This window comes from Streptomyces sp. NPDC048111 (assembly GCF_043202815.1).
Lineage (GTDB): Bacteria > Actinomycetota > Actinomycetes > Streptomycetales > Streptomycetaceae > Streptomyces.
In genome coordinates this window covers 12,546-29,993 of the sequence record NZ_JBIDBD010000022.1, presented here as the reverse complement: position 1 = coordinate 29,993, position 17,448 = coordinate 12,546, and the positions used below count along the sequence as shown (strand labels likewise).

General features: G+C 67.0%; 20 protein-coding genes and 3 pseudogenes. 9 read left to right on the top strand and 14 right to left on the bottom strand.

Translation table 11 applies throughout. The features are described from left to right. Positions 1-247 precede the first annotated feature (247 nt). Positions 248-1,069 carry a LuxR family transcriptional regulator gene (locus ACGF3I_RS26850; RefSeq protein ID WP_393136273.1) on the top strand — a complete coding sequence of 274 codons (822 nt, stop codon included), beginning with the start codon at positions 248-250 and terminating at the stop codon, positions 1,067-1,069. Positions 1,070-1,592: 523 nt separating this feature from the next. Here ACGF3I_RS26850 and ACGF3I_RS26845 read toward each other — a convergent pair. From ACGF3I_RS26845 to ACGF3I_RS26825, 5 genes and pseudogenes are all read right to left on the bottom strand, one after another. Further along, a complete protein-coding gene (locus ACGF3I_RS26845; protein WP_393136271.1) occupies positions 1,593-1,772 on the bottom strand; it encodes a hypothetical protein in 180 nt (59 codons plus the stop codon). Positions 1,773-1,867: 95 nt separating this feature from the next. Next, positions 1,868-2,638: a transposase gene (locus tag ACGF3I_RS26840; protein WP_393136269.1), complete on the bottom strand. Its 771-nt coding sequence runs from the start codon at positions 2,636-2,638 to the stop codon at positions 1,868-1,870. 55 nt (positions 2,639-2,693) lie between these two features. Beyond that, positions 2,694-3,284, bottom strand: coding sequence for a hypothetical protein (locus tag ACGF3I_RS26835; RefSeq protein ID WP_393136267.1), 591 nt, complete (start codon positions 3,282-3,284; stop codon positions 2,694-2,696). A gap of 657 nt (positions 3,285-3,941) precedes the next feature. Beyond that, positions 3,942-4,106: a hypothetical protein gene (locus tag ACGF3I_RS26830; RefSeq protein WP_393136265.1), complete on the bottom strand. Its 165-nt coding sequence runs from the start codon at positions 4,104-4,106 to the stop codon at positions 3,942-3,944. Between the two features lie 306 nt (positions 4,107-4,412). Then, positions 4,413-4,963: pseudogene (locus ACGF3I_RS26825) on the bottom strand (hypothetical protein). A 55-nt stretch (positions 4,964-5,018) separates the two neighbouring features. Between ACGF3I_RS26825 and ACGF3I_RS26820 the strand changes: the two are divergent. Further along, a pseudogene (locus ACGF3I_RS26820) lies at positions 5,019-5,673 on the top strand (transposase family protein); the annotation flags it as partial. A gap of 15 nt (positions 5,674-5,688) precedes the next feature. On the opposite strand, the gene ACGF3I_RS26815 reads toward ACGF3I_RS26820, so the two are convergent. Both ACGF3I_RS26815 and ACGF3I_RS26810 read right to left on the bottom strand, forming a co-directional pair. After that, positions 5,689-6,045 carry a hypothetical protein gene (locus ACGF3I_RS26815; protein ID WP_393136394.1) on the bottom strand — a complete coding sequence of 119 codons (357 nt, stop codon included), beginning with the start codon at positions 6,043-6,045 and terminating at the stop codon, positions 5,689-5,691. Positions 6,046-6,057: 12 nt separating this feature from the next. Then, on the bottom strand, positions 6,058-6,834 hold the full coding sequence (locus ACGF3I_RS26810; protein WP_393136392.1) for a hypothetical protein: 777 nt from the start codon (positions 6,832-6,834) through the stop codon (positions 6,058-6,060). Between the two features lie 430 nt (positions 6,835-7,264). Here ACGF3I_RS26810 and ACGF3I_RS26805 point away from each other — a divergent pair. Continuing rightward, a pseudogene (locus ACGF3I_RS26805) lies at positions 7,265-7,604 on the top strand (hypothetical protein); the annotation flags it as partial. A gap of 268 nt (positions 7,605-7,872) precedes the next feature. On the opposite strand, the gene ACGF3I_RS26800 reads toward ACGF3I_RS26805, so the two are convergent. Further along, a complete protein-coding gene (locus ACGF3I_RS26800; protein WP_393136263.1) occupies positions 7,873-8,721 on the bottom strand; it encodes a helix-turn-helix transcriptional regulator in 849 nt (282 codons plus the stop codon). 139 nt (positions 8,722-8,860) lie between these two features. On the opposite strand from ACGF3I_RS26800, the gene ACGF3I_RS26795 reads away from it, so the two are divergent. The 5 genes from ACGF3I_RS26795 to ACGF3I_RS26775 all read left to right on the top strand — a co-directional run bounded on the left by ACGF3I_RS26795 (position 8,861) and on the right by ACGF3I_RS26775 (position 12,716). After that, positions 8,861-9,127: an Atu4866 domain-containing protein gene (locus tag ACGF3I_RS26795; protein WP_393136261.1), complete on the top strand. Its 267-nt coding sequence runs from the start codon at positions 8,861-8,863 to the stop codon at positions 9,125-9,127. 122 nt (positions 9,128-9,249) lie between these two features. Continuing rightward, positions 9,250-10,008 carry an SDR family NAD(P)-dependent oxidoreductase gene (locus tag ACGF3I_RS26790; RefSeq protein ID WP_393136259.1) on the top strand — a complete coding sequence of 253 codons (759 nt, stop codon included), beginning with the start codon at positions 9,250-9,252 and terminating at the stop codon, positions 10,006-10,008. A 149-nt stretch (positions 10,009-10,157) separates the two neighbouring features. Then, entirely contained in the window at positions 10,158-10,934 is a 777-nt protein-coding gene (locus ACGF3I_RS26785) for an SDR family NAD(P)-dependent oxidoreductase (protein ID WP_393136257.1), read from the top strand. Positions 10,935-11,188: 254 nt separating this feature from the next. Then, entirely contained in the window at positions 11,189-12,247 is a 1,059-nt protein-coding gene (locus ACGF3I_RS26780; protein ID WP_393136255.1) for a hypothetical protein, read from the top strand. Between the two features lie 43 nt (positions 12,248-12,290). Further along, positions 12,291-12,716 carry a hypothetical protein gene (locus tag ACGF3I_RS26775; RefSeq protein WP_393136253.1) on the top strand — a complete coding sequence of 142 codons (426 nt, stop codon included), beginning with the start codon at positions 12,291-12,293 and terminating at the stop codon, positions 12,714-12,716. Positions 12,717-13,227: 511 nt separating this feature from the next. Here the strand turns inward: ACGF3I_RS26775 and ACGF3I_RS26770 are convergent. After that, positions 13,228-14,117 (bottom strand): IS5 family transposase gene (locus ACGF3I_RS26770; RefSeq protein WP_393136251.1). Its coding sequence is split into 2 segments (ribosomal slippage): positions 13,228-13,766 and positions 13,766-14,117, totalling 891 coding nucleotides; the frame shifts between segments, so codons are not numbered across the junction. Between the two features lie 21 nt (positions 14,118-14,138). Further along, positions 14,139-14,549, bottom strand: a complete 411-nt coding sequence (locus ACGF3I_RS26765) for a VOC family protein (RefSeq protein ID WP_393136249.1) — start codon at positions 14,547-14,549, stop codon at positions 14,139-14,141. Between the two features lie 192 nt (positions 14,550-14,741). Between ACGF3I_RS26765 and ACGF3I_RS26760 the strand changes: the two genes are divergently transcribed. Next, positions 14,742-14,924 (top strand): hypothetical protein, encoded by a 183-nt coding sequence (locus ACGF3I_RS26760; RefSeq protein ID WP_393136248.1) that lies wholly within the window; start codon positions 14,742-14,744, stop codon positions 14,922-14,924. Between the two features lie 72 nt (positions 14,925-14,996). Here the strand turns inward: ACGF3I_RS26760 and ACGF3I_RS26755 are convergent, their stop codons facing one another. The 4 genes from ACGF3I_RS26755 to ACGF3I_RS26740 all read right to left on the bottom strand — a co-directional run bounded on the left by ACGF3I_RS26755 (position 14,997) and on the right by ACGF3I_RS26740 (position 17,316). After that, positions 14,997-15,398, bottom strand: coding sequence for a DUF5958 family protein (locus ACGF3I_RS26755; RefSeq protein WP_393136246.1), 402 nt, complete (start codon positions 15,396-15,398; stop codon positions 14,997-14,999). An 86-nt stretch (positions 15,399-15,484) separates the two neighbouring features. Beyond that, the gene (locus ACGF3I_RS26750; RefSeq protein ID WP_393136244.1) at positions 15,485-16,027 is read right to left on the bottom strand and encodes a DUF6000 family protein; all 543 of its coding nucleotides are present in this window, start codon (positions 16,025-16,027) and stop codon (positions 15,485-15,487) included. Positions 16,028-16,355: 328 nt separating this feature from the next. After that, positions 16,356-17,144, bottom strand: a complete 789-nt coding sequence (locus ACGF3I_RS26745) for a hypothetical protein (protein WP_393136242.1) — start codon at positions 17,142-17,144, stop codon at positions 16,356-16,358. Between the two features lie 34 nt (positions 17,145-17,178). Continuing rightward, complete coding sequence (locus ACGF3I_RS26740) at positions 17,179-17,316, bottom strand: hypothetical protein (protein WP_393136240.1); 138 nt, start codon at positions 17,314-17,316, stop codon at positions 17,179-17,181. Between the last annotated feature and the right edge of the window lie 132 nt (positions 17,317-17,448).

The following is a 17,448-nucleotide window of genomic DNA, read 5'->3' as shown; positions in this document are numbered from 1 at the left end:
ATGAGGTGCGGTTTCCAGCCAGTGAGCTGCATTTGGCAGCATGATCAAGCAATGCGCAAACACGTAGGGGGGACATATGTGCACAGAACATGAAAATTCACCCGGAGACCTCTGCGAGACGGGTCTGCGGTACTACGCAGATCTGCTCGGTGACACGCCGCCGAAGGGGGAACCACCGCACTGTTTGCTGGAGTTCGACCTGGTCAGAAGACTGTCGAACGATGAGTACACACCCCTGGCGCCTCGGATGGCGGCCTCGGCCCGGATGGGCCGCCTGGAGGAGGCGATCCAGGAGAAGCAGCGCGCTCTGGAGGCCATGCGGGCCTCGGTATTCGAGGCGGAGCGTGTGTATTTGGACAGCCAGGTCTGGGGGAAAGCACGCCTCATCCGTGAGATCCGCGGTGCCGAGGCCATCAGTACGACACTCTCGGCGGCCGTCCGTTCCTGCCGACGGGAGCTGCTCACCGCCCAGCCCGGCGGGGGACGCCCGCAGGAGCTCTTGGAGACGGCCCTCGCCGACGACCTCAGCGCCCTGGGCCGCGGAATCCGGCAGAAGACCCTCTATCAGCACACCATCCGGTCCCACTCACCGACGCTGGCCTACGCGGAACGGATCTGCGAGGCGGGCGGCGAGATCCGCACGGTGGACGAGGTCTTCGACCGCCTGATCATCTGCGACCGAGAGATCGCATTCGTCCCGGATCCCGAAGCGGGCCGCAGCGACCTCGCCATCGCCATCGAGCATCCAGGGGTCGTCCGGTACCTGGTGGGCGTCTTCCACCACACCTGGCAGCGCGCCTCGCCGATCCACTCCGAAGCGATGAGCCATGTGACTCCGTCGGTGACCAATGACATCCGTCGCGCGGTGCTCCAGCTCATGATCGAGGGCCACACGGACGCGGTCATCGCCTCTCGCCTCGGCATGAGCCTGCGGAGCGTCACCAACCACATGCGCTGGGCCTCCGACCTGTTCGGCAGCCGCAGCCGCGCCCAGCTCGCCTACCGGATCGCGCGCAGCGGTTTTCTCGACGAGCGGAACGGCGACTCACCCGTCGCGGAAGCGTGTTGACGTCCGCTTCCGAGGCCGCCGGTCTCCGAAATGGGGCCGAGGCGGAGTAGTCCCGGAAGGGCCCACCGGATCCGCCGACGGCACCGGCTGCAAGCGTGGTCGGCTCGGGCACCGTGCGGGGGTCCGCCGACGTTGCTCCTGTACGAAGCCGACGACGCAGCGCCGCGGCCCGTCCGCTGCGGCCCTCGCCGCGCTCGCGACCGCCCCGGTCGACGAGGCGACGGAGCCGACCGGGACCGTCATCGACCTCATGGCCACCCTCGACGCGAGCGTGGAGGAAGCCCGTGCCGACCGCGGCGAGGACGCCGACGTCCACGACCTGGCGAAGACGGGTGGCCAAGAAGAACGCCGCGAAGAAGACGACAGGGAAGAAGACCGCAGCGAAAAAGACGGCGGTCGGCAGGAAGCCGCAGTCGGCGTAGCGCATGCCCCCAGCCAGCCCTCTGGTGCAGGGTCAATTGGAGCATGCCGTTCTGTCCTGAACTGGGGCACAGACGGGCGGCGATGCCGAACATGCGGCGGTTCACGCGCAGGGCCAGGCCGGTGAGGTACTGCTCGGCCGGAGCGATCTCCTGGCCGGCAACCTCGGGGTGGTGAAGGCGCTGGCGAGGGCGAGGTAGGTCCGGGCGTTGGCGTGCCCGCCAGAGAGCTGGTGCTGTTCGGTGTCGTCGCGGGCGGCCCGGTAGGTGGTGGCGCGGTTCATGTCGCCCTGCACCCAGTAAAGGTCGCTTAAGAGCTGTCCCGTAAATGATCTCCGAGTCTCCTCGGGCAGGCTTGGTGGTCGTGTAGCCCGCTGGCCTATCCGGCGAGGGCGAGGTTGTGCATCCGGGCGATGCCAAGCATGGCGTGGTGGACGCCGTCGCCTTTGAGGCGGCAAACGCGAAGGATCCTCCAAGTCCTCATACGGGCGAAGACATGCTCGACACGAGCCCGGACCTGCTTGTAGGACTTGTTGTGTTGATCTTTCCAGTCGGGTAGTTCGCTCTGCCCGCGCCCGCGGCGGTGTGGGATGACGAGGCCGGTGCCTGGGTAGCCGCCGTCGGCAATCGCGAGGGTCCTGCCGACGGCGGCTTTGGCCCCTGATTCTTTCCATGCCTTGCAGTCGTTGCGGTTACCGGCGAGCGGTCGGCCGACCACGACGACACGCCGGGTGTCGGCGTCGATGACGACCTGGTGGTTGGTGGAGTACCGGTAGTTCTTCGACCGCTCGGCGATGGTGTGGTCGCGGGTGGGAACCAGGGTGCCGTCCACGATGAGCACGGTGTCCTTCGCGAACCGCTTGCGGGGCTGGAGAGCGAGCATCGGGCCGAGGTGGTCGATGATGCGGTCCGCCGCCGACTTCGACACCCCGAACAGAGGGGCGAGCTGGCGCATGGTCAGGTTCGTGCGCCAGTACGCGGCCACCAGCAGGGCCCGGTCCTCCAGTGGGAGGCTCCATGGCCGGCCTTTGCGGACCGCGTCCGCACCTTCACGTCGCAGTACCGGCACCAGCTTCCCGAAGGCGCGAGGGCTCAGCCCGGAGAATGGGGCTGTCCAGGACGGATCCGACGCCGTGATCACACCAGCCACAAACAGATCGTCGCATCATGCCTGCTGACCACGGCGCGTCTGTCCGTCGCCTCGGTCATCTGCCAGGCACGGACTCCCCGAGTACCTCCGCACCGACCTGTCGCGCCAACCACTCCGCTCGGGGGAGATCCCCGAACTTGGACAGATGCACGAACACCGTGTGCTCATCGGCGAGAGGCTCCCCGTCGATGTCGAGGCTGTTGAACACCACTTGGACTGCCTCGTACTTCGCATACGCCTCAAGATCGAGTTCCGGCACGTCTGGCCAACTGCCGTCCCAGTAGATCGAGGCGGGACCACGGCCCAGGGCCTGGACGAAGAGATCCTCCAGCTCATCACCCACCGTCGCCTCGGCGTCCACGCGGAACGGCAGCAACGTCACGAGCCCATATGAATCCCTGGGCAACGTGTCCGCCCGGTACTCATGAGTCCACTCATATGAGTCGAATGGCACGCCTTGTGCGTTGTAGACAGCCTTTGGCAGCACTCCCACCATCCTCCACACGTCCTCGGCCGTATGCAGCTCAGCGGTCAGCTCGACAACCGAATCCCGCTTCTCCATCAGCGAGCACAGACGCCGTGCCAACGTGAGCGTGTCCGCTGCGCTGGCACTCCTGAAGAGCGGGTACGCCCTTGAGTCACCCATGATCGCCACGATGCCACACCCGCCGACACTGGCCCCAGATGCGTGGTGCAGAAGTACGCGAGGGTAGCTCTCGGCCGTAGTTACGGGACAGCCCTAGCACCCGGTTTGGCGTCCTTCCCAGCCCAGGTGCTGGGCGGCGGCGAGCGCGGCGGGAATGTCGCTGGCCAGTCGGGCGGAGTGGGCAAGTCCGCGGCGGGCAGCGGCGGTGAAACGACCGCCGCCGTCTGCTACCTGCTGCACTCCGGCTTGGGTGGCGGCGCCATGGCCGAGGCCGTGGTCTGTCGCGGTTCGGTGGTACAGAGCATCTCCTGCAGTGGAACAGGGAGCAGCGCGGCGTCGATCACGGCGGCGAGGCGGGCGACGCTCGGCTGGCAGTGTCAGGTCCACCGGGACTTCACCGCACCGTCCGCACACAATTCGTCGCACCGGGCGGCCGGGCACGCGTGAAACTCGCCCCGGAAGCGTGACGCTTCCGCGGACGCTCTCCTCCGGAGAGCATCCGGCAGCAGACTCACCTTCACGGCCTTCGTCCTGGGCATGTGCACTTTGGCCGGAGCACATGATCAGGCGAAGGCCGCCCCTACGTCCGACGAACCCCCAGGTGAGCGACCCAGTTCGGCAGACAGTTCGAGCGCGGCAGCCTGACGTGCGGATCGTCTATGCCTCGGGCTCCGACTCGGTCCTCAGGTAGCGGCCCCAGATCTGGGCCTTGCGATAGGGGCCGTTCCCGCCGCTGTCGTACTGCGGGGTGTCGAAGGCGACCCAGTACAGCAGCTCGCCTTCGAGCGCCTGGGCATCGTCGTTGGGTTCGGGTGCACCCATGGCATCTACCGTTCCGGCAAACTCGGCCTGCCAAGGACCATCCCAGTCCAGGGCACGAACGACCACGACACGGCTACCTGGTCGCAGTGCACCCGTCGGCCATGTCTGGTTCAAAGGACGACCGGGGAAGTGCTCCATCGTCTGGCGGTCGTCTACGTCCGCAGGAACAGAGCCGGAACTGTCTCTCATGCCGCCCTCTTTGCCCGCACCACTTCAGGAGCGCCAAAAGATTAAGCACAGGCTAAGGGCTGTTCCGCAAAGACCACCGCTGCGGGCGCGTAGCGGTCTGAAAAGCTGGTGGGGTGCTCAGCTGTTGGTTCGCGAGGTGCTCAAGGACCGGGCGAAGTCGGCGAGCGTGTGAAAGTCGCTCTCCCGGAGGCCGATCCGTGGGTTGACGTGGTGCAGGAGCCCGGTTCCCTGGTGGTGGGCGCTCGCGTACGCCTGGTCCAGCTCGCTCTGCTCGTCGTCCACCCAGGCGAAAGAACGGCCGTCTGCGTAGTCCAGCAGCGGTCCGGTCTTCCAGTGGACTCCATCGGGACGTTCTTGAAGTAGGACGTCGCCGAAGTCGACGAAGGGAAGTTCTGGAAGGCCGAGGACTGGTGCTATCCACCGGTTGGCGTCGTCCATCCATGTGGTGGCCCAGCACAGCTCGAAACCGAGCTGCAGCAGGTTTCGCCCATGCTCTGGGTTGAGCCAGACCCGCAGGGGGCGTCGTCGGAACGAGAGGCTCTTGTCGTCCTCGTGAGCGTCGTTCCTGGAACTCGGATTGTGGTGTAGCCGTCGGGACGTCTCTCCGGCTTGGCTGCATAGGGGTTGAGGGGCCCGTCCACGTCGAGGAACAGCAGCGGTCGGTTCACGGTTTCCCCCGGGTCTTACTCACTATGGACTGCCTCGGTCAGCGTAGTTGCGGGACTGCTACGGCACGGAGGCAGCTCGGGTGATGATCATGAAGCGGCGAGCGTGATCACGGCGTTGGAGCCGTCCTGGATAGCCCCGTTCGCGGAACTGAGCCCGCGCTGCTCCGGCAAGCTGCTGACCATGCGGCGTCGAGATGGAGCAGATGCGGTCCACCGAGGCCCGCCGTGGAGCCTGCCGCTGGAGGACAGGGTTTTGCTGGTCGCGGCATAATGGCGCACCAATCTGACGCTGTGACAGCTCGCCCCGCTGTTCGGCATCTCGAAGTCCACGGCCGGCCGGGTCAGCAACCACCTCGGCCCCCTGTCGGCGCTCCGGCCTCGTGAGCGGTTCGCCAAGAACATCGTGCTCTTCGGATGGCACCCTGGTCCCCGCCCGCGACCACACCATCGCCGAGCGGTCCAAGAACTACCGGTACTGCACCAACCATCAGGTCGTCATCGACGCCGACACCCGTCTCATCGTCGTGGTCGGCCGGCCCTCGCCGGGAACCGCAACGACTGTCAGGCATGCCAAAGATCCGGTGCTAAGGCCGCGGTCGGCAACACCCTCACGATCGCCGTAGATCCTCCGCGACTGCCGCCTCAAAGGGGACGGCGTTCACCACGCCCTGCTCGGCATCCCCTGCATGCACAACCGCGCCTTTGCCGGATATAGCAGCGAGCGCTTACGAGAGCATCACTTCATCACTGATGGCGACCGCGGGGAACACCTGGAGGGTCAGGGTTCCATCCGAATCCCGTGTGCCGAACTCGACGATGAGGCTAGTTTCACCCCGTTCTTCTGCAACTCTGAGCAGCTTTGCCCCCTCCCGGAAAAGTTTGACACGTGGTGCCCCTTCAGGGGTATTCCATACAATGCGTACCGACCGCCACTGGGTGTCGTAGGAGAAGACGACATCTTCACCCGTCACCTCGGCCAGATGGACGCTCCACTGCCTCTCCCCGGTAAGCTCCGGCATCACTCCGAGTGCATTTATGATTTTTTGAGCTTCGGGAGCAACGAACTCTTGACTATCAGCCACGAGAAAACCTCTTCAGTTACATTTTTGGGCTGGTGCAGCGGTGACCAGGGCGTCCCATGCTTCTGTGTACGGGTCCCCGGCCTCGATGACGATGAGGGTCTGGTCCTCGTCGGGGAGGTAGGCGAGCAAATGGCGCTGTTCGAAAGTCAGTTCGCGGACATCTTCCAAGGTCCGCGCGGCTTCAATACGCCAGCGCGCGAGGTCCTCGTGTGTCGTGTCCTCGACCGGGTGAGGCGCGGACGGCGTCGTCACGGTGAGGTGTGCTCGACCGGCTGGTGAGTCGTGGCCCTGCGCGGCGGCGAGGCCGCGCAGGGCTGTCTGTGCGCTGATGAGGTCTCTGCCCCTGATGGATTGCTCGACGTGAGAGAACGCTCTGTCCTTTAGATCGGAGACCAGGGGGCGCATCTCGGCGGGCGTGCTGAGTTCGGCCTCGGCGTACGCGTAGAGGAGAGCATGCCGCCGCTCCTCGACGTCGGCTTCAAGAGCCGGCCCGTCCACGGTGATCAGACTTCCAGCGATACGGACGTCCGCACCCAATGCGTAGAGCCGATTCGCGCTCTCGTGGAGGGCGGCGGCGCGAAGGTATTCGGCGAGGATCGCCCAACGACGTTCGGCCATTGCTTGACGCGCCGTGGCGGTGGTGGTGGCTGCGTCGCGTGCGGCTTGGGCTTGGTCGTGTCCGCCGCGGGCTTGGATGCGGGCGCCGAGCACCGTACCGGCGAAGGTTCCGACGATGGTGCCGCCCACACCGATCGCACCGATCAGCGCGACGGCTATGTCGTTGTCCACGCACTCAACCTCTCACAGGCACACCCGGGTTGACCACGGCTTCAGATTCCTTCCAGGACCCGTGCGAGAACAGCGGCCGAAGCCCTGGTGGCCGCCGCACCGGCCGAGCCGGTCGAGGAAGCGGAAACGGCCCGTCTCAACTACCTGCGGCTGCTCAGCTATCGAGCGGTCCCTCAGGCCTCTGGCTCCTCCGCTTGCGGACAGGGCTGCGCCACTCGCTTGCCACCCTTTCCGAGCGATCCCGCCAGCCAACTCCCACCTGCGGTGACTTCGCTGTATGGGCACAAGAGGCAGGCCTGAGGTGACATTCAGGGTCCCAAGCGGCGGAGCAGCCGGATGGTCCGCCAGGCGGGGGAGCGCAGCGGACCGCCCGCCAGGCCGAAGCGAAGCGGGGGCCAGGCAGCCCCTTCCACCATCGCCGCCGCGGCTATTGCCAGGCCGGGGGGAGCAACAATCTGGCTCTGGGCTGATTCGTCGTGCTCCCGCCGAGCCGGAATGGTTCCTGTATGCGCCGGCGTGTGCGCTGATCGGGGCGGACCGGGCTCGGGCCTCGGGCCTGGCCGGGAACGGCGGAGCGCATTCCGGCGGTGCCCGGCATCACCGTCCTGGACCTGGACCTGCCCGCCGCCCTCGTCACGGTGCGAGAGACGACTTGGGGCCGGCCCACGCCCGTACGCGGCGCGGCCCGCGACGGGCGGTCTGATGGGGTTGTCGTCGCCACCGCGACCCTCGAGCGGCGGGATGGCCGCCTCGTGCGGGTCCTGGACCTGAACGCCCTGACCCCGCGCAGGAAGACGTCTCGGCGGGCGGCGCGCCTGGGCGAGGTGTCCATGGTGATTGTGGGGCCCGGCTGCTGGAGGTACGCGTCATCCCGCCCCCTCTGTATGCGGCAGCTCGCGTGGGAGTCATGCAGGGCACCGGCGATGCTGCTGTCCAGCCATATTGACGTGACTGCTGCGGCAAAACCCCGCAGAGACGAGGCCAGCACGCAACGATCAGTGTTCCCGAACACTCTTTCTTTTACAGTCCCTCGGCTGATCAGCGGTGGGGCTGCGGGGTGGGCCGGCGCCGGGTGGCGTGGATGGAACCGAGCAGACTGAGGGACTGGGCACTGGGGCTGCCAGGTTCGGCGTGGTAGATGACGAGTTGCTGGCCGGGGGCGTCGCGTACGTCGAAAGCCTGGTAGGTGAGGGTGAGAGGGCCGACGTCCGGGTGGAGGAAGTGTTTGGCGTCCTGGGACTTGCCGCGCACGGTGTGGGCGTTCCAGAGGCGGGTGAAGTCAGCGCTGTGCTCAGTGAGGGTGCGGACGAGTTCGCGCAGTCGTGGGTTGTCCGGCCCGTATCCGGTTGCCTCGCGAAGGTTGGCGACGGTGGCCTGTGCTGCCCGGTCCCAATTCACGTAGAAGTTGCGGCCCGCAGTGTCGAGGAAGGTCATGCGGGCCAGGTTGTCCGCCGGCTCGAACGGGGCGTAGAGGGCATCGGCCAGGGCGTTGACGGCGAGGAGGTCCAGGGTCCGGCTCATGACGAATGCTGGAGTGTTCGGGTGGCAGTCCATCAGCTGTCGCAGCGCCGGACTCACCTGCTCGGCGGCGTGGACGGAGGGCCGGTCGTTCGGCGTGGCCCCGGCCAGCCGGTACACGTGCGCGCGTGCGTCCGTGTCGAGGCGCAGCGCGCGGCTGAGCGCGTCGACTACCTGGGGTGAGGGGTTGCGCTCGCGCCCTTGTTCCAGGCGGGTGTAGTAGTCGGCGTTCACTCCGGCCAGGACGGCGACCTCCTCGCGTCGCAGTCCGGCGACTCTGCGGGCCCCGTAGCTCGCCATACCGACGTCCTCCGGCCGCAGGCCGGCGCGGCGTGCGCGCAGGAAGTCTCCCAGGTGGTTGTCGTCCATGTGTGCAGGCTAGGCGGCGGCCCGGTGCGCTGCCTGGGTGTGCCGCACCCAGGCAGCACGCGTCCTGGCTGATGGCCGCTGACCTGCCCAGACTCGGTGGAGCGGGAGGGACCACACCATTTGAGGAGAGGAGTCCGCCATGGCCGGGGCAGTTGAGGGCGACCACGTCGACGTGGTCGGGATGTGGGTGACCGCGGATGGTCACATCCGTCAGGAGCTGTTGCCGGACGGCCGCTACGACGAGGCCCGCGGCGAGCGGCGCAGCGCATACACCGGCCGGTACACGGTGACCGGCAGTCACCTGGACTACGTCGACGACACCGGGTTCACCGTCACGGGCGACATCCGGGACGGAGTGCTCTATCACGAGCACCTCGTGCTCTACCGGGAGCAGAAGTCCTCGTAGAGGAGGCCGGGCCGCGGCCGCCCCGCAGCGGGGGCGAATCCCCCGTCGGCGGACCAAGAAGTCCCGACACGGCAGCCAGTCAGTCAGCCAGCCAGCATCAACGAGAAGCAAGGACCATATCCATGACAGGACAGCGGCTTGACGGCAAGGTCGCGCTGATCACCGGCGCGACCGGCGGGCTCGGCACAGCAACCGCCGAACTCTTCGCCCGCGAAGGCGCCAGGCTAATGATCACCGATATCGCCGAAGGCCCCCTGCGGGACCTGTCCCACCGGATCGGGTCACGCGGCACGGACGTCGTGGCTGCCCGCCTCGATGTCTCCTCCGCGCGGGAGTGGGACGAAGTGATCACCATCGTACGCGACCGGTTCGGAACGCTGGATGTGCTCGTGAACCTTGCCGGCATCCTGGACTGGCCTGGTATCGAGGACACGCGGGAAGAGGTGTGGGACCGCGTCATCGACGTGAACCAGAAAGGCACATGGCTCGGCATGAAGGCGGCGATGCCGCTCCTGCGCGCGAGCGGCAACGCGTCGGTGATCAATACGTCGTCAGTACTTGGACTGGTGGGAAGCGGTGCGGCTGCGGCCTACCAGGCGTCCAAGGGGGCCGTGCGCCTGTTGAGCAAGACCGCCGCGGTCGAGTACGCCCGGCAGGGAGTACGGATCAACTCGGTGCATCCCGGGGTGATCGCCACGCCGATGATCCAGGACCTCCTGGACGACCAGGGCGACCAGCAGCCGGACATACAACGCACCCCCATGCGCCGAGCCGGCCGCGCCGACGAGATCGCACCCGCGATCCTCTTCCTGGCCTGCGACGACTCCTCGTTCGTCACCGGCGCGGAACTGGTGGTCGACGGCGGGCTCACCGCGCACTGAACGACCCAGCCGTACGACGTCCACGTGGGCCTGCCGTGAATGCGTCAATGGCGCGGCCCACCCGGCCCGCGCACCGCACCACTGCACAGCATTTCAGATGCCCTGCACCAGCGCCTGCACTCGCACTCACCTTCTCCAGGGACCGCACTATGACACCTGCAACCGCATCCGCCGCAACATCCCAATCCACAGAGTTCGCTGGGAAGATCGCCCTCGTCACGGGAGCCGCGCGAGGGGTGGGCCGGGAGACCGTGGCGCTCCTCCACGCCGGCGGCGCCCGGGTCGTCGCCCTCGACCTCCGCCCCGACGTCACGAACCTGGCGGAAGAGTTTCCCGGCGTCGTCGCGACGAACGGTGACATCACCCAGGAGAAGACCGCCCACCGCGCGGTGGCAACGGCCCTGGACGCCTTCGGCGGACTGGACATCCTCGTGAACAATGCCGGGCGCACCCTGAACAAACCCGTCACCGAAACCACGGCCGAGGACTGGGACACCGTGATGGCGGTCAACGCCCGCGGCTCCTTCTTCTGCGCCCGCGAAGCGTTCCGGACCATGAAGAGCCGCGGCGGCGGCGCCATCGTCAGCACCGGCTCGTACGCCTCCACCGTCGCCCTCCCCGAAGGCGTCGCCTACAGTGCGTCGAAGGGCGCTCTGGCCCAACTGACCAAGGTGCTCGCCGTCGAGGGCGGCCCGCTGGGCATCCGCGCCAACCTCGTGGCCGCGGGCGTCATCGAGACGGACTTCCTCGACACGATCCGCCCCGACAGCCGCGCCTACCTGGCGTCCTTCGCCGCCGCGCAGCCCCTGGGACGTGTGGCTCAGCCCGAGGAGATCGCCGAGGTCCTGTGCTTCCTCGTCTCGCCCCGCTCCAGTTTCGTCACGGGAGCCGTGGTCGCCGCTGACGGCGGTTTCACCGCAATCTAGCGACGCATCAGACAGCACATCATCTGGCGACCACGGCCCGCCCGCAGGCCCTGGTCGTCGGCACTTCCACCGGATGATGTAACCGGGAGGTGCCCGAGTCGCGCAGCGGCACTGTCAGGCGCCCTAACCGTAGCCGCCGACTCCAGCACTCCACGACGGGGATCGCCAGCGGACTGTTTTCCGCTATCGGGTCTGCGTGGCTGACCGATCGGCCGTATCCGCCGCTGTGTGGGTGCGGGTGACGCCAGGTTAAGGTGCTTGTCCACGTCAAGACGGAAGGTGCCGTACGGGTTGATGGTGGACCAGAAAAGCGCGGTCGGGCCGCGCCGCTCCTCGTCGGTCAGCTTCTTCGCTCACGCCGGTTCGGCCAGGGCCTGCTGCATCAGCAGGGTGTTGACGTGCATGAGCGCGGACTGGAGCCGGTGCAGGGCGAGCATCGAAGTCTCGGCGTGCTCAGAACCATTGCCCCGAAGGCTGCGGGCCACCTCACCTGGGCCGAGGAGAGACCCAGCGGGCGTCGGCGGAATCTCTCCTACGAAGAAGAGGAGGCCTTCTGGGCGTTCGCCGTGATCGAAGTCCTGCGTCTGACCGGTGTTCGCAACGAGGAGCTTCTGGAACTCACACACCACAGCGTCACCCAGTACCGGCTCCCGTCCACCGGCGAGGTCGTCCCGCTGCTGCAGATCGCTCCGTCCAAGACCGACACCGAGCGACTCGTGCTGGTCAGCCCGGAACTCGCCGACGTCCTCAGCGCCATCATCAGTCGGCTGCGTCGCCCCAGCGGGATGGTTCCGCTGGTGGCCGCCTACGACGTCCGTGAGAAAGCAAGCGGATACAAGGCGGTCTACTCTACCGAGACGATCGAGGCCCACCGAGCCTTCATCGCCCGCCGACGAGCCTCCCGCCCCGGGGAGGAGTACCGCATCCCGACAGAGGAGGAGTGGGACGCCTTCCTCTCTCACTTCGAGAAGCGGAAGGTATCCATCGGTACATGCGCACGCGCCTTCGGATCCCCTTGCATCCATGAGCACGCTTGTCTCAGATGCTCGCCCCTCTGGCCTGATCCAGCCCAACGCTCACGGCTAACTGACATCCGTGACAACCTGATCGCCCGGATCGCTGAGGCGGAGCGGGAAGGATGGCTGGACGAAGTCGAGGGCCTCCAGGTCGGCCTCACCGGCGCGCAAGGCAAGCTGGACCAGCTCGATGCCGAAGCAGCCCGCCGACCCTCCGCAGTCGATCTCGGCATGCCGACCTTCGCCGACGTCGCCATCCGCACCACCACTACGTCGACGGACCAGCACCGTCCCTGAAATCCATGGCTGCCACGAAGCTGAACTGCCTACGCTCCGACCCATGCGAACTGTCTTCGTGTTTTCCGCAAATGAGCGAGCTGCGACCGTCGCCTCGCTCAATCGGCATCTGCCCGAGCAGCGCAATCCTTGGACTCTGGACGGCAACCTCTACATCGACATCGATGATGAGCAGACCGGCTACCTCTTCTCCGATTGGGATCCCGAGGATGTGGCGATCCTCGAAGCGGCCGTCGGACATCACCCCACTTGGGCGGTGCAGATCGACATCTCCGGGCGGATCGACGGCACCGCAGAGGTTCACCGAATGATCGCGCTGCTGCTTGAGCATGGAGGCGTGGCTACGGACGACTACACCCCCCACCCTTGGACCCTGCCGGAAATCCTGTCTGGAACGGTGATCGACGGCCTGCGGTTCTTCGACTTCCGCGGCTACCACGAGTTCAACCGCGAGCACGGGCGCTCCTGACTCTGTCCGCTACTCCCTCCTGCGCCCCGGCCCCGCCCAGCGCGGCCGCCTGGGGGAGATCCGCGACAACCTCCCCGACCGGAGCGCCGAAGCCGAGAAAGAGGGTTGGCTCGGCGAAATCGAGGGCCTGCGCGTCAGCCTCGCCGGCGCCGAATCCAGAATCGACCAGATCGCTTCCGCGCCCGGCAGCGTGGCGATCAACCTCGGCACGTCGCGCAAGGCCCCGGCTCACCCCGCCCAAAAGGAGGGAGCAGAGTCGCTGAGACAATCGCGCGATGATCAGCAATGAGATCCGGTTCGATTGCCAGCACCGTGGCGACAGGGGTCCGCTCGTGGTCGTCCCTCACATCGACGGAGCACCACTCACCGAGCTGATCGATGAGTACGAGATCGCGGCCGGGATGCAGCCTGCAGGTGATGCCTACGGTGGTCTGATTCCGGAGTTCTTCCGGTTCGGCCCGATGCAGGACCATTTCCTCGGACTGTCCACTAGAGGGTGTCTGACAAATGATCACCTGGTTGGTTCGCGGAGCCAGAGGATCAGGGAGGCCAGGACGACTGCGGCGCGGTAGCGGTCGGCGAGCTTGTCGAATCTGGTTGCGATCGCACGGAACTGCTTGAGGCGTGCGAAGCATCGTTCGACGACGTTGCGGGCGCGGTAGGCCTCCTTATCGAAGGCGGGCGGCCGGCCGCCGAGGCGCCCTCGGCGGCGGCGGTTGGACGCTTGGTCGCGGCGTTCGGGGATCGTGGCGGCGATGCCCCGGCGCCGCAGCAGGTGCCGGATCGCCCGGCTGGAGTAGGCCTTGTCGCCCAGCAACCGCTGGGGTGCCGTGCGCGGGCGTCCCGTAGTTGGGCGGGGAACGCGGATGCCGTCGAGGACCTGGGCGAACGCGGTGGCGTCGTTTCTGTTGCCGGGGGTGAGCACGATCGACAGGGGCAGGCCCCGGCCGTCGACGGCGAGGTGGACCTTGGTGGTCAGCCCGCCTCGGGACCGGCCGAGGGCCTGATGCGCCTGCGAGCGGCCCGGATCGTCCAGTTCGTCCCCGCCCGGCTCCCCTTTTTGCGGGCGCCGGAGGCGTGTTGATGGGCCCGGTTGACCGTGGAGTCGACAGCGACGGTCCACTCGACCCGACCCACTGCGTCGTCACGGACCTGGACCTGCTCCAGCAGTTTCGCCCAGGTGCCGTCCGCTTCCCAGCGGGCGAACCGCTCGTAGACTGTCTGCCACGGCCCGTACCGCTCAGGCAGATCACGCCACGGAGCCCCTGTCCGCAACCGCCACAGCACACCGTTGACCACCTGCCGATGATCCCGCCACGGACGACCACGCCCGTCCACCCGCGGCAACAGGGGCTCGATGCGCTCCCACTCCACGTCCGTCAACTCACCTCGACCTGCCACAAGATCAATTATCAGGCTGGCCTAGTCGCGCTGTGGCCAGGTGGGGCCCTGATCAGTCCAGACGACGCCCTTGTTGCGGCAGAGGCAGAAGGGGTGGCCAATGGGGTCGGTGTAGACGCGGAAGCCGTAGCCCTCGGGGCCGATGCGGTCCCGCTGCAGGGTCGCACCGAGGGTCAGGACGCGGGACTGTTCGGCCTCGATGTCGTCGACTTCGAAGTCCAGGTGGAACTGCTTGGGGTGCTCGCTGTCGGGCCACTGCGGGGCGCGGTAGTCCTCCACCTGGATGAAGGCCAATTCGATCTCACCGAACTGGATGCCGGCCCAGTGCCCGTTGCTGCCCTCCTTGACCGGGAGCGCCGTCACCTCGGAGTAGAAGGCGGCCAGCTTCATCGTGTCCGGGCAGTCGATGATGAAATCGGTGAGTCGCAGCATCCGGCGATCTTGCCACAAGATCGAATGAGCCTCTAGGTCGTGGCTTTTAGTTGATCTTGCGGCAGGACGAGGTGAGTTGACGGACGCCGCATGGGAACGGATCGAGCCCTTTGTCAGACAGGGCCTAGCGCGATGGGGCCGAAGACCCCCGTCCTCGGTTGTGAATGCGGTGAGTGGGGGTGCTGGCCGCTCATGGCCCGCATCACCGCGACAGCGGATCTCGTAACTTGGGACGCCTTCGAGCAACCCCACCGCAAGACCCGCGACTACGTGGCATTCGGTCCGTTTCAGTTCGACCGCCACTACTACGATGACGCCTTGCAGGCCCTGAACGCGGTGATCGGCTCCGCCGCCGACGACGACACGAGCGCATGAACACTGCCGTCAGTCCGTCTTGCCGCACATGGAGCCCAGGGGCGCGGAGGCCAGCGGCGGGGGGACTCGCCCTCACCCGTCGGCGACGGGCAGGTTGTGCCACCAGTGACCGCATCCGCCGGAGCAGAAGCGTTCGCGGCGCCGTTCGTCTGCGACCGCGAGGACCTCGACCAGTAGCCGGAACGCCTTGCGTCGTTCGTCGACCGGGGTGAGGCCGGCGATCTTCCCCAGTTGCTGGTCGATCGGGCCGCAGGTGATCAAGACCGCCGGGGTGTGCGTCGGGCGCAGCCCGGCACGTCGGATGCTCTCCGGTCCGTCTTCGGTGACGGCGCGCGCCTGCACGCAGTGGTGGCGCAGGAACAGGAGTATCTCGGCCTGCTCCTCCGGGCTGTGGGTGTCGAACCACTCGATGCCCTGTGACATCGCGCGCAGTCCTTGGGCGAGTTCGTTGAGGATGATGTCCCGCTCGGTCATGATCAGCTTCCGCAGGCCAGCGAGGCGAAGACCTCAGCGGTCTCGTCGACGAAAACGCACCGTTGCTGCACGGCCTGCCGACAGTCTTACGGGTCGAGAGCCGCCACGGCCCGGACTTCGAGCCATCGGTCCCAGGGACCGGCCGGGGCAAGGAACCGTGTCGTGTACTCGGAGCCGAGAATCTCATCGAGGTACAGAAGCGTCCCAAGGACGATTGCCTGGTCGTAGTCGAGGTCGGGACGCGACAAGTAGCGATCAAGGTATGCGCTGAGCAGTTCGGCATCCGCTGCAGTACCGAACTTCGCAAGGGCGACGCAGTATGCAGCGCCCGCATACGGCCCCTCGCTGGCCAGCAGGAGCTGGCCTATGAGCTCGCGGAACTCGGACCTGTGGGCCACAGCAACCAGCCAGGCGGCAGTCTTGCGCTCGCGCCATCCACCCTCGAAGAGGACGCCGAGCTCCGCCGGAGTGATTTCGTACGCAGCGTGAGCCAGATCCCGCACAAACGCGGAGCGCTCGACCGGGCTCAATCGGAAAACGCTCCCGCCCAACCGAAGGTATCGCCGATCAGGCGTGACGAACCGCCGAACCAGATCCTGCAACTCGGGATCGCTCTGGACATCACGCATAGCCGCATCCTGACCCGGGACGGTACTCATGTGCCACAGGTTTGCCGACTGCCTCAACGGACCGTAGTTACTGCTTCAGAGAAGCATGCGTTTTCATGCCGGCACGGGGTCGGGTAGTCGCGGCCGCAGGTCCCCAGGGCGGCCTTGCGGAGTTCGAAGTGGGCCAGGAACTCGTTCCGCTCGGTGGCGGTGAGTTCGCGGTACTCCTCACTGGGCCGCTCGGCTCTGCGGCGAGCGATGAAGGCCTGGTGATGGGAGATCACGTCCTCCGGGTAGATCGCTGATGGTGGAGTCGGTTATTGGAAGCCTCGGAATGCCTCGATCGAGGTCACATCCCGCGGTCAGGGCCGAACCGGGGAACGGGGCGTTCCTCTGGGTTCATGGGCAAGTACTGGAGCTCGACCGGGCCGGGGTAGAAGTACGTTCCATGGGGATGGATGACCTCTTCGCCGATGAGGTGGCGGTAGAGCCACTCGGCGAAGCCCATGGCGTGTTCCCAGTAGCCGCCTTCGTCGCGGTCGTGCATCACCACGCTCCAGCCGGGTGTCCGCGGGCTGCGGCTGAGGAAGATGTGGAAACCGAAGTCGGTCGACAGTGCGGGGACCAGGACTCCGTCGGCGCCGGTGTCCGGGTGGGGAAGACCGTCCCAGTCAGCATCTCGAAGTTTCCGTTGATCAGCAGCAAGGAGCCGGGCTGAGGGACGGTGACCGGTGCTCCGGTGCGGACCGTGGACGGTGCGGATCAGGGCGGGCAGCACCGGGGGAGGGTGCCTCTGCCGTCGAATGCCCTGCGGGTAGTCCTGGCCCCGGTCGACCTGGTCTGGGCGCGCCTGGACCGTCCGGTCGCCCGGGAGCTGGTGGAGGCCGCGGTGGGCAGCGAGCTGGAGCGGGTGATCGGTTTCGCCGGTCGCACGCAGGCGCCGCAGGTCCTCGCCGACCGGCTTGCCCGGCGCCTGGACGAGCAGATGCGTCTGGGCAAGCCGATCCAGGACCCGGTGGGCTGGCTGATCGGCCGGGCCCTTCCGCAGCGCCGGCTGTGCGCGCAGTCCCGGTGCGACGAGGGCGCGCTGCTCGACTCCGGCCGGGACTGCCCGCGCTGCGAGGACCGGCCGCCCCACCCCGGCGAGCCGGCCGCTGACGCATCAGCCTCCTTCAAGGCAGGAACACCAGGTGCCGCGTGTCCTCGTCCTGGGCGAGCAGCGAGAGTCGGGCTCCGGGGTGTGGCTGCTCGCGGCGCACCATGCTGCGCGTACCGTCCGGGTGACTGGTCAGCTCGACCATCCCGGCCACTGGTGCCTACCAAGTCCACCGCGTAGAACTGTGATCCCGGGGGTCGGTGGAGAGAGGCTGTTGTGATGCGGTTATTGGCCGGGCGCTACGAACTGTCGGATCGTCTTGGCTCGGGTGGGATGGGGGAGGTGT

Excerpts from the sequence above, each read along its gene's own strand:
- ACGF3I_RS26850 (WP_393136273.1), top strand. The coding sequence starts at position 248 with ATGGCGGCCTCGGCCCGGATGGGCCGCCTGGAGGAGGCGATCCAGGAG.
- ACGF3I_RS26845 (WP_393136271.1), bottom strand. The coding sequence starts at position 1,772 with ATGAACCGCGCCACCACCTACCGGGCCGCCCGCGACGACACCGAACAG.
- ACGF3I_RS26835 (WP_393136267.1), bottom strand. The coding sequence starts at position 3,284 with ATGGGTGACTCAAGGGCGTACCCGCTCTTCAGGAGTGCCAGCGCAGCG.
- ACGF3I_RS26830 (WP_393136265.1), bottom strand. The coding sequence starts at position 4,106 with ATGGGTGCACCCGAACCCAACGACGATGCCCAGGCGCTCGAAGGCGAG.
- ACGF3I_RS26800 (WP_393136263.1), bottom strand. The coding sequence starts at position 8,721 with ATGGACGACAACCACCTGGGAGACTTCCTGCGCGCACGCCGCGCCGGC.
- ACGF3I_RS26795 (WP_393136261.1), top strand. The coding sequence starts at position 8,861 with ATGGCCGGGGCAGTTGAGGGCGACCACGTCGACGTGGTCGGGATGTGG.
- ACGF3I_RS26790 (WP_393136259.1), top strand. The coding sequence starts at position 9,250 with ATGACAGGACAGCGGCTTGACGGCAAGGTCGCGCTGATCACCGGCGCG.
- ACGF3I_RS26785 (WP_393136257.1), top strand. The coding sequence starts at position 10,158 with ATGACACCTGCAACCGCATCCGCCGCAACATCCCAATCCACAGAGTTC.
- ACGF3I_RS26775 (WP_393136253.1), top strand. The coding sequence starts at position 12,291 with ATGCGAACTGTCTTCGTGTTTTCCGCAAATGAGCGAGCTGCGACCGTC.
- ACGF3I_RS26765 (WP_393136249.1), bottom strand. The coding sequence starts at position 14,549 with ATGCTGCGACTCACCGATTTCATCATCGACTGCCCGGACACGATGAAG.
- ACGF3I_RS26760 (WP_393136248.1), top strand. The coding sequence starts at position 14,742 with ATGGCCCGCATCACCGCGACAGCGGATCTCGTAACTTGGGACGCCTTC.
- ACGF3I_RS26755 (WP_393136246.1), bottom strand. The coding sequence starts at position 15,398 with ATGACCGAGCGGGACATCATCCTCAACGAACTCGCCCAAGGACTGCGC.
- ACGF3I_RS26750 (WP_393136244.1), bottom strand. The coding sequence starts at position 16,027 with ATGCGTGATGTCCAGAGCGATCCCGAGTTGCAGGATCTGGTTCGGCGG.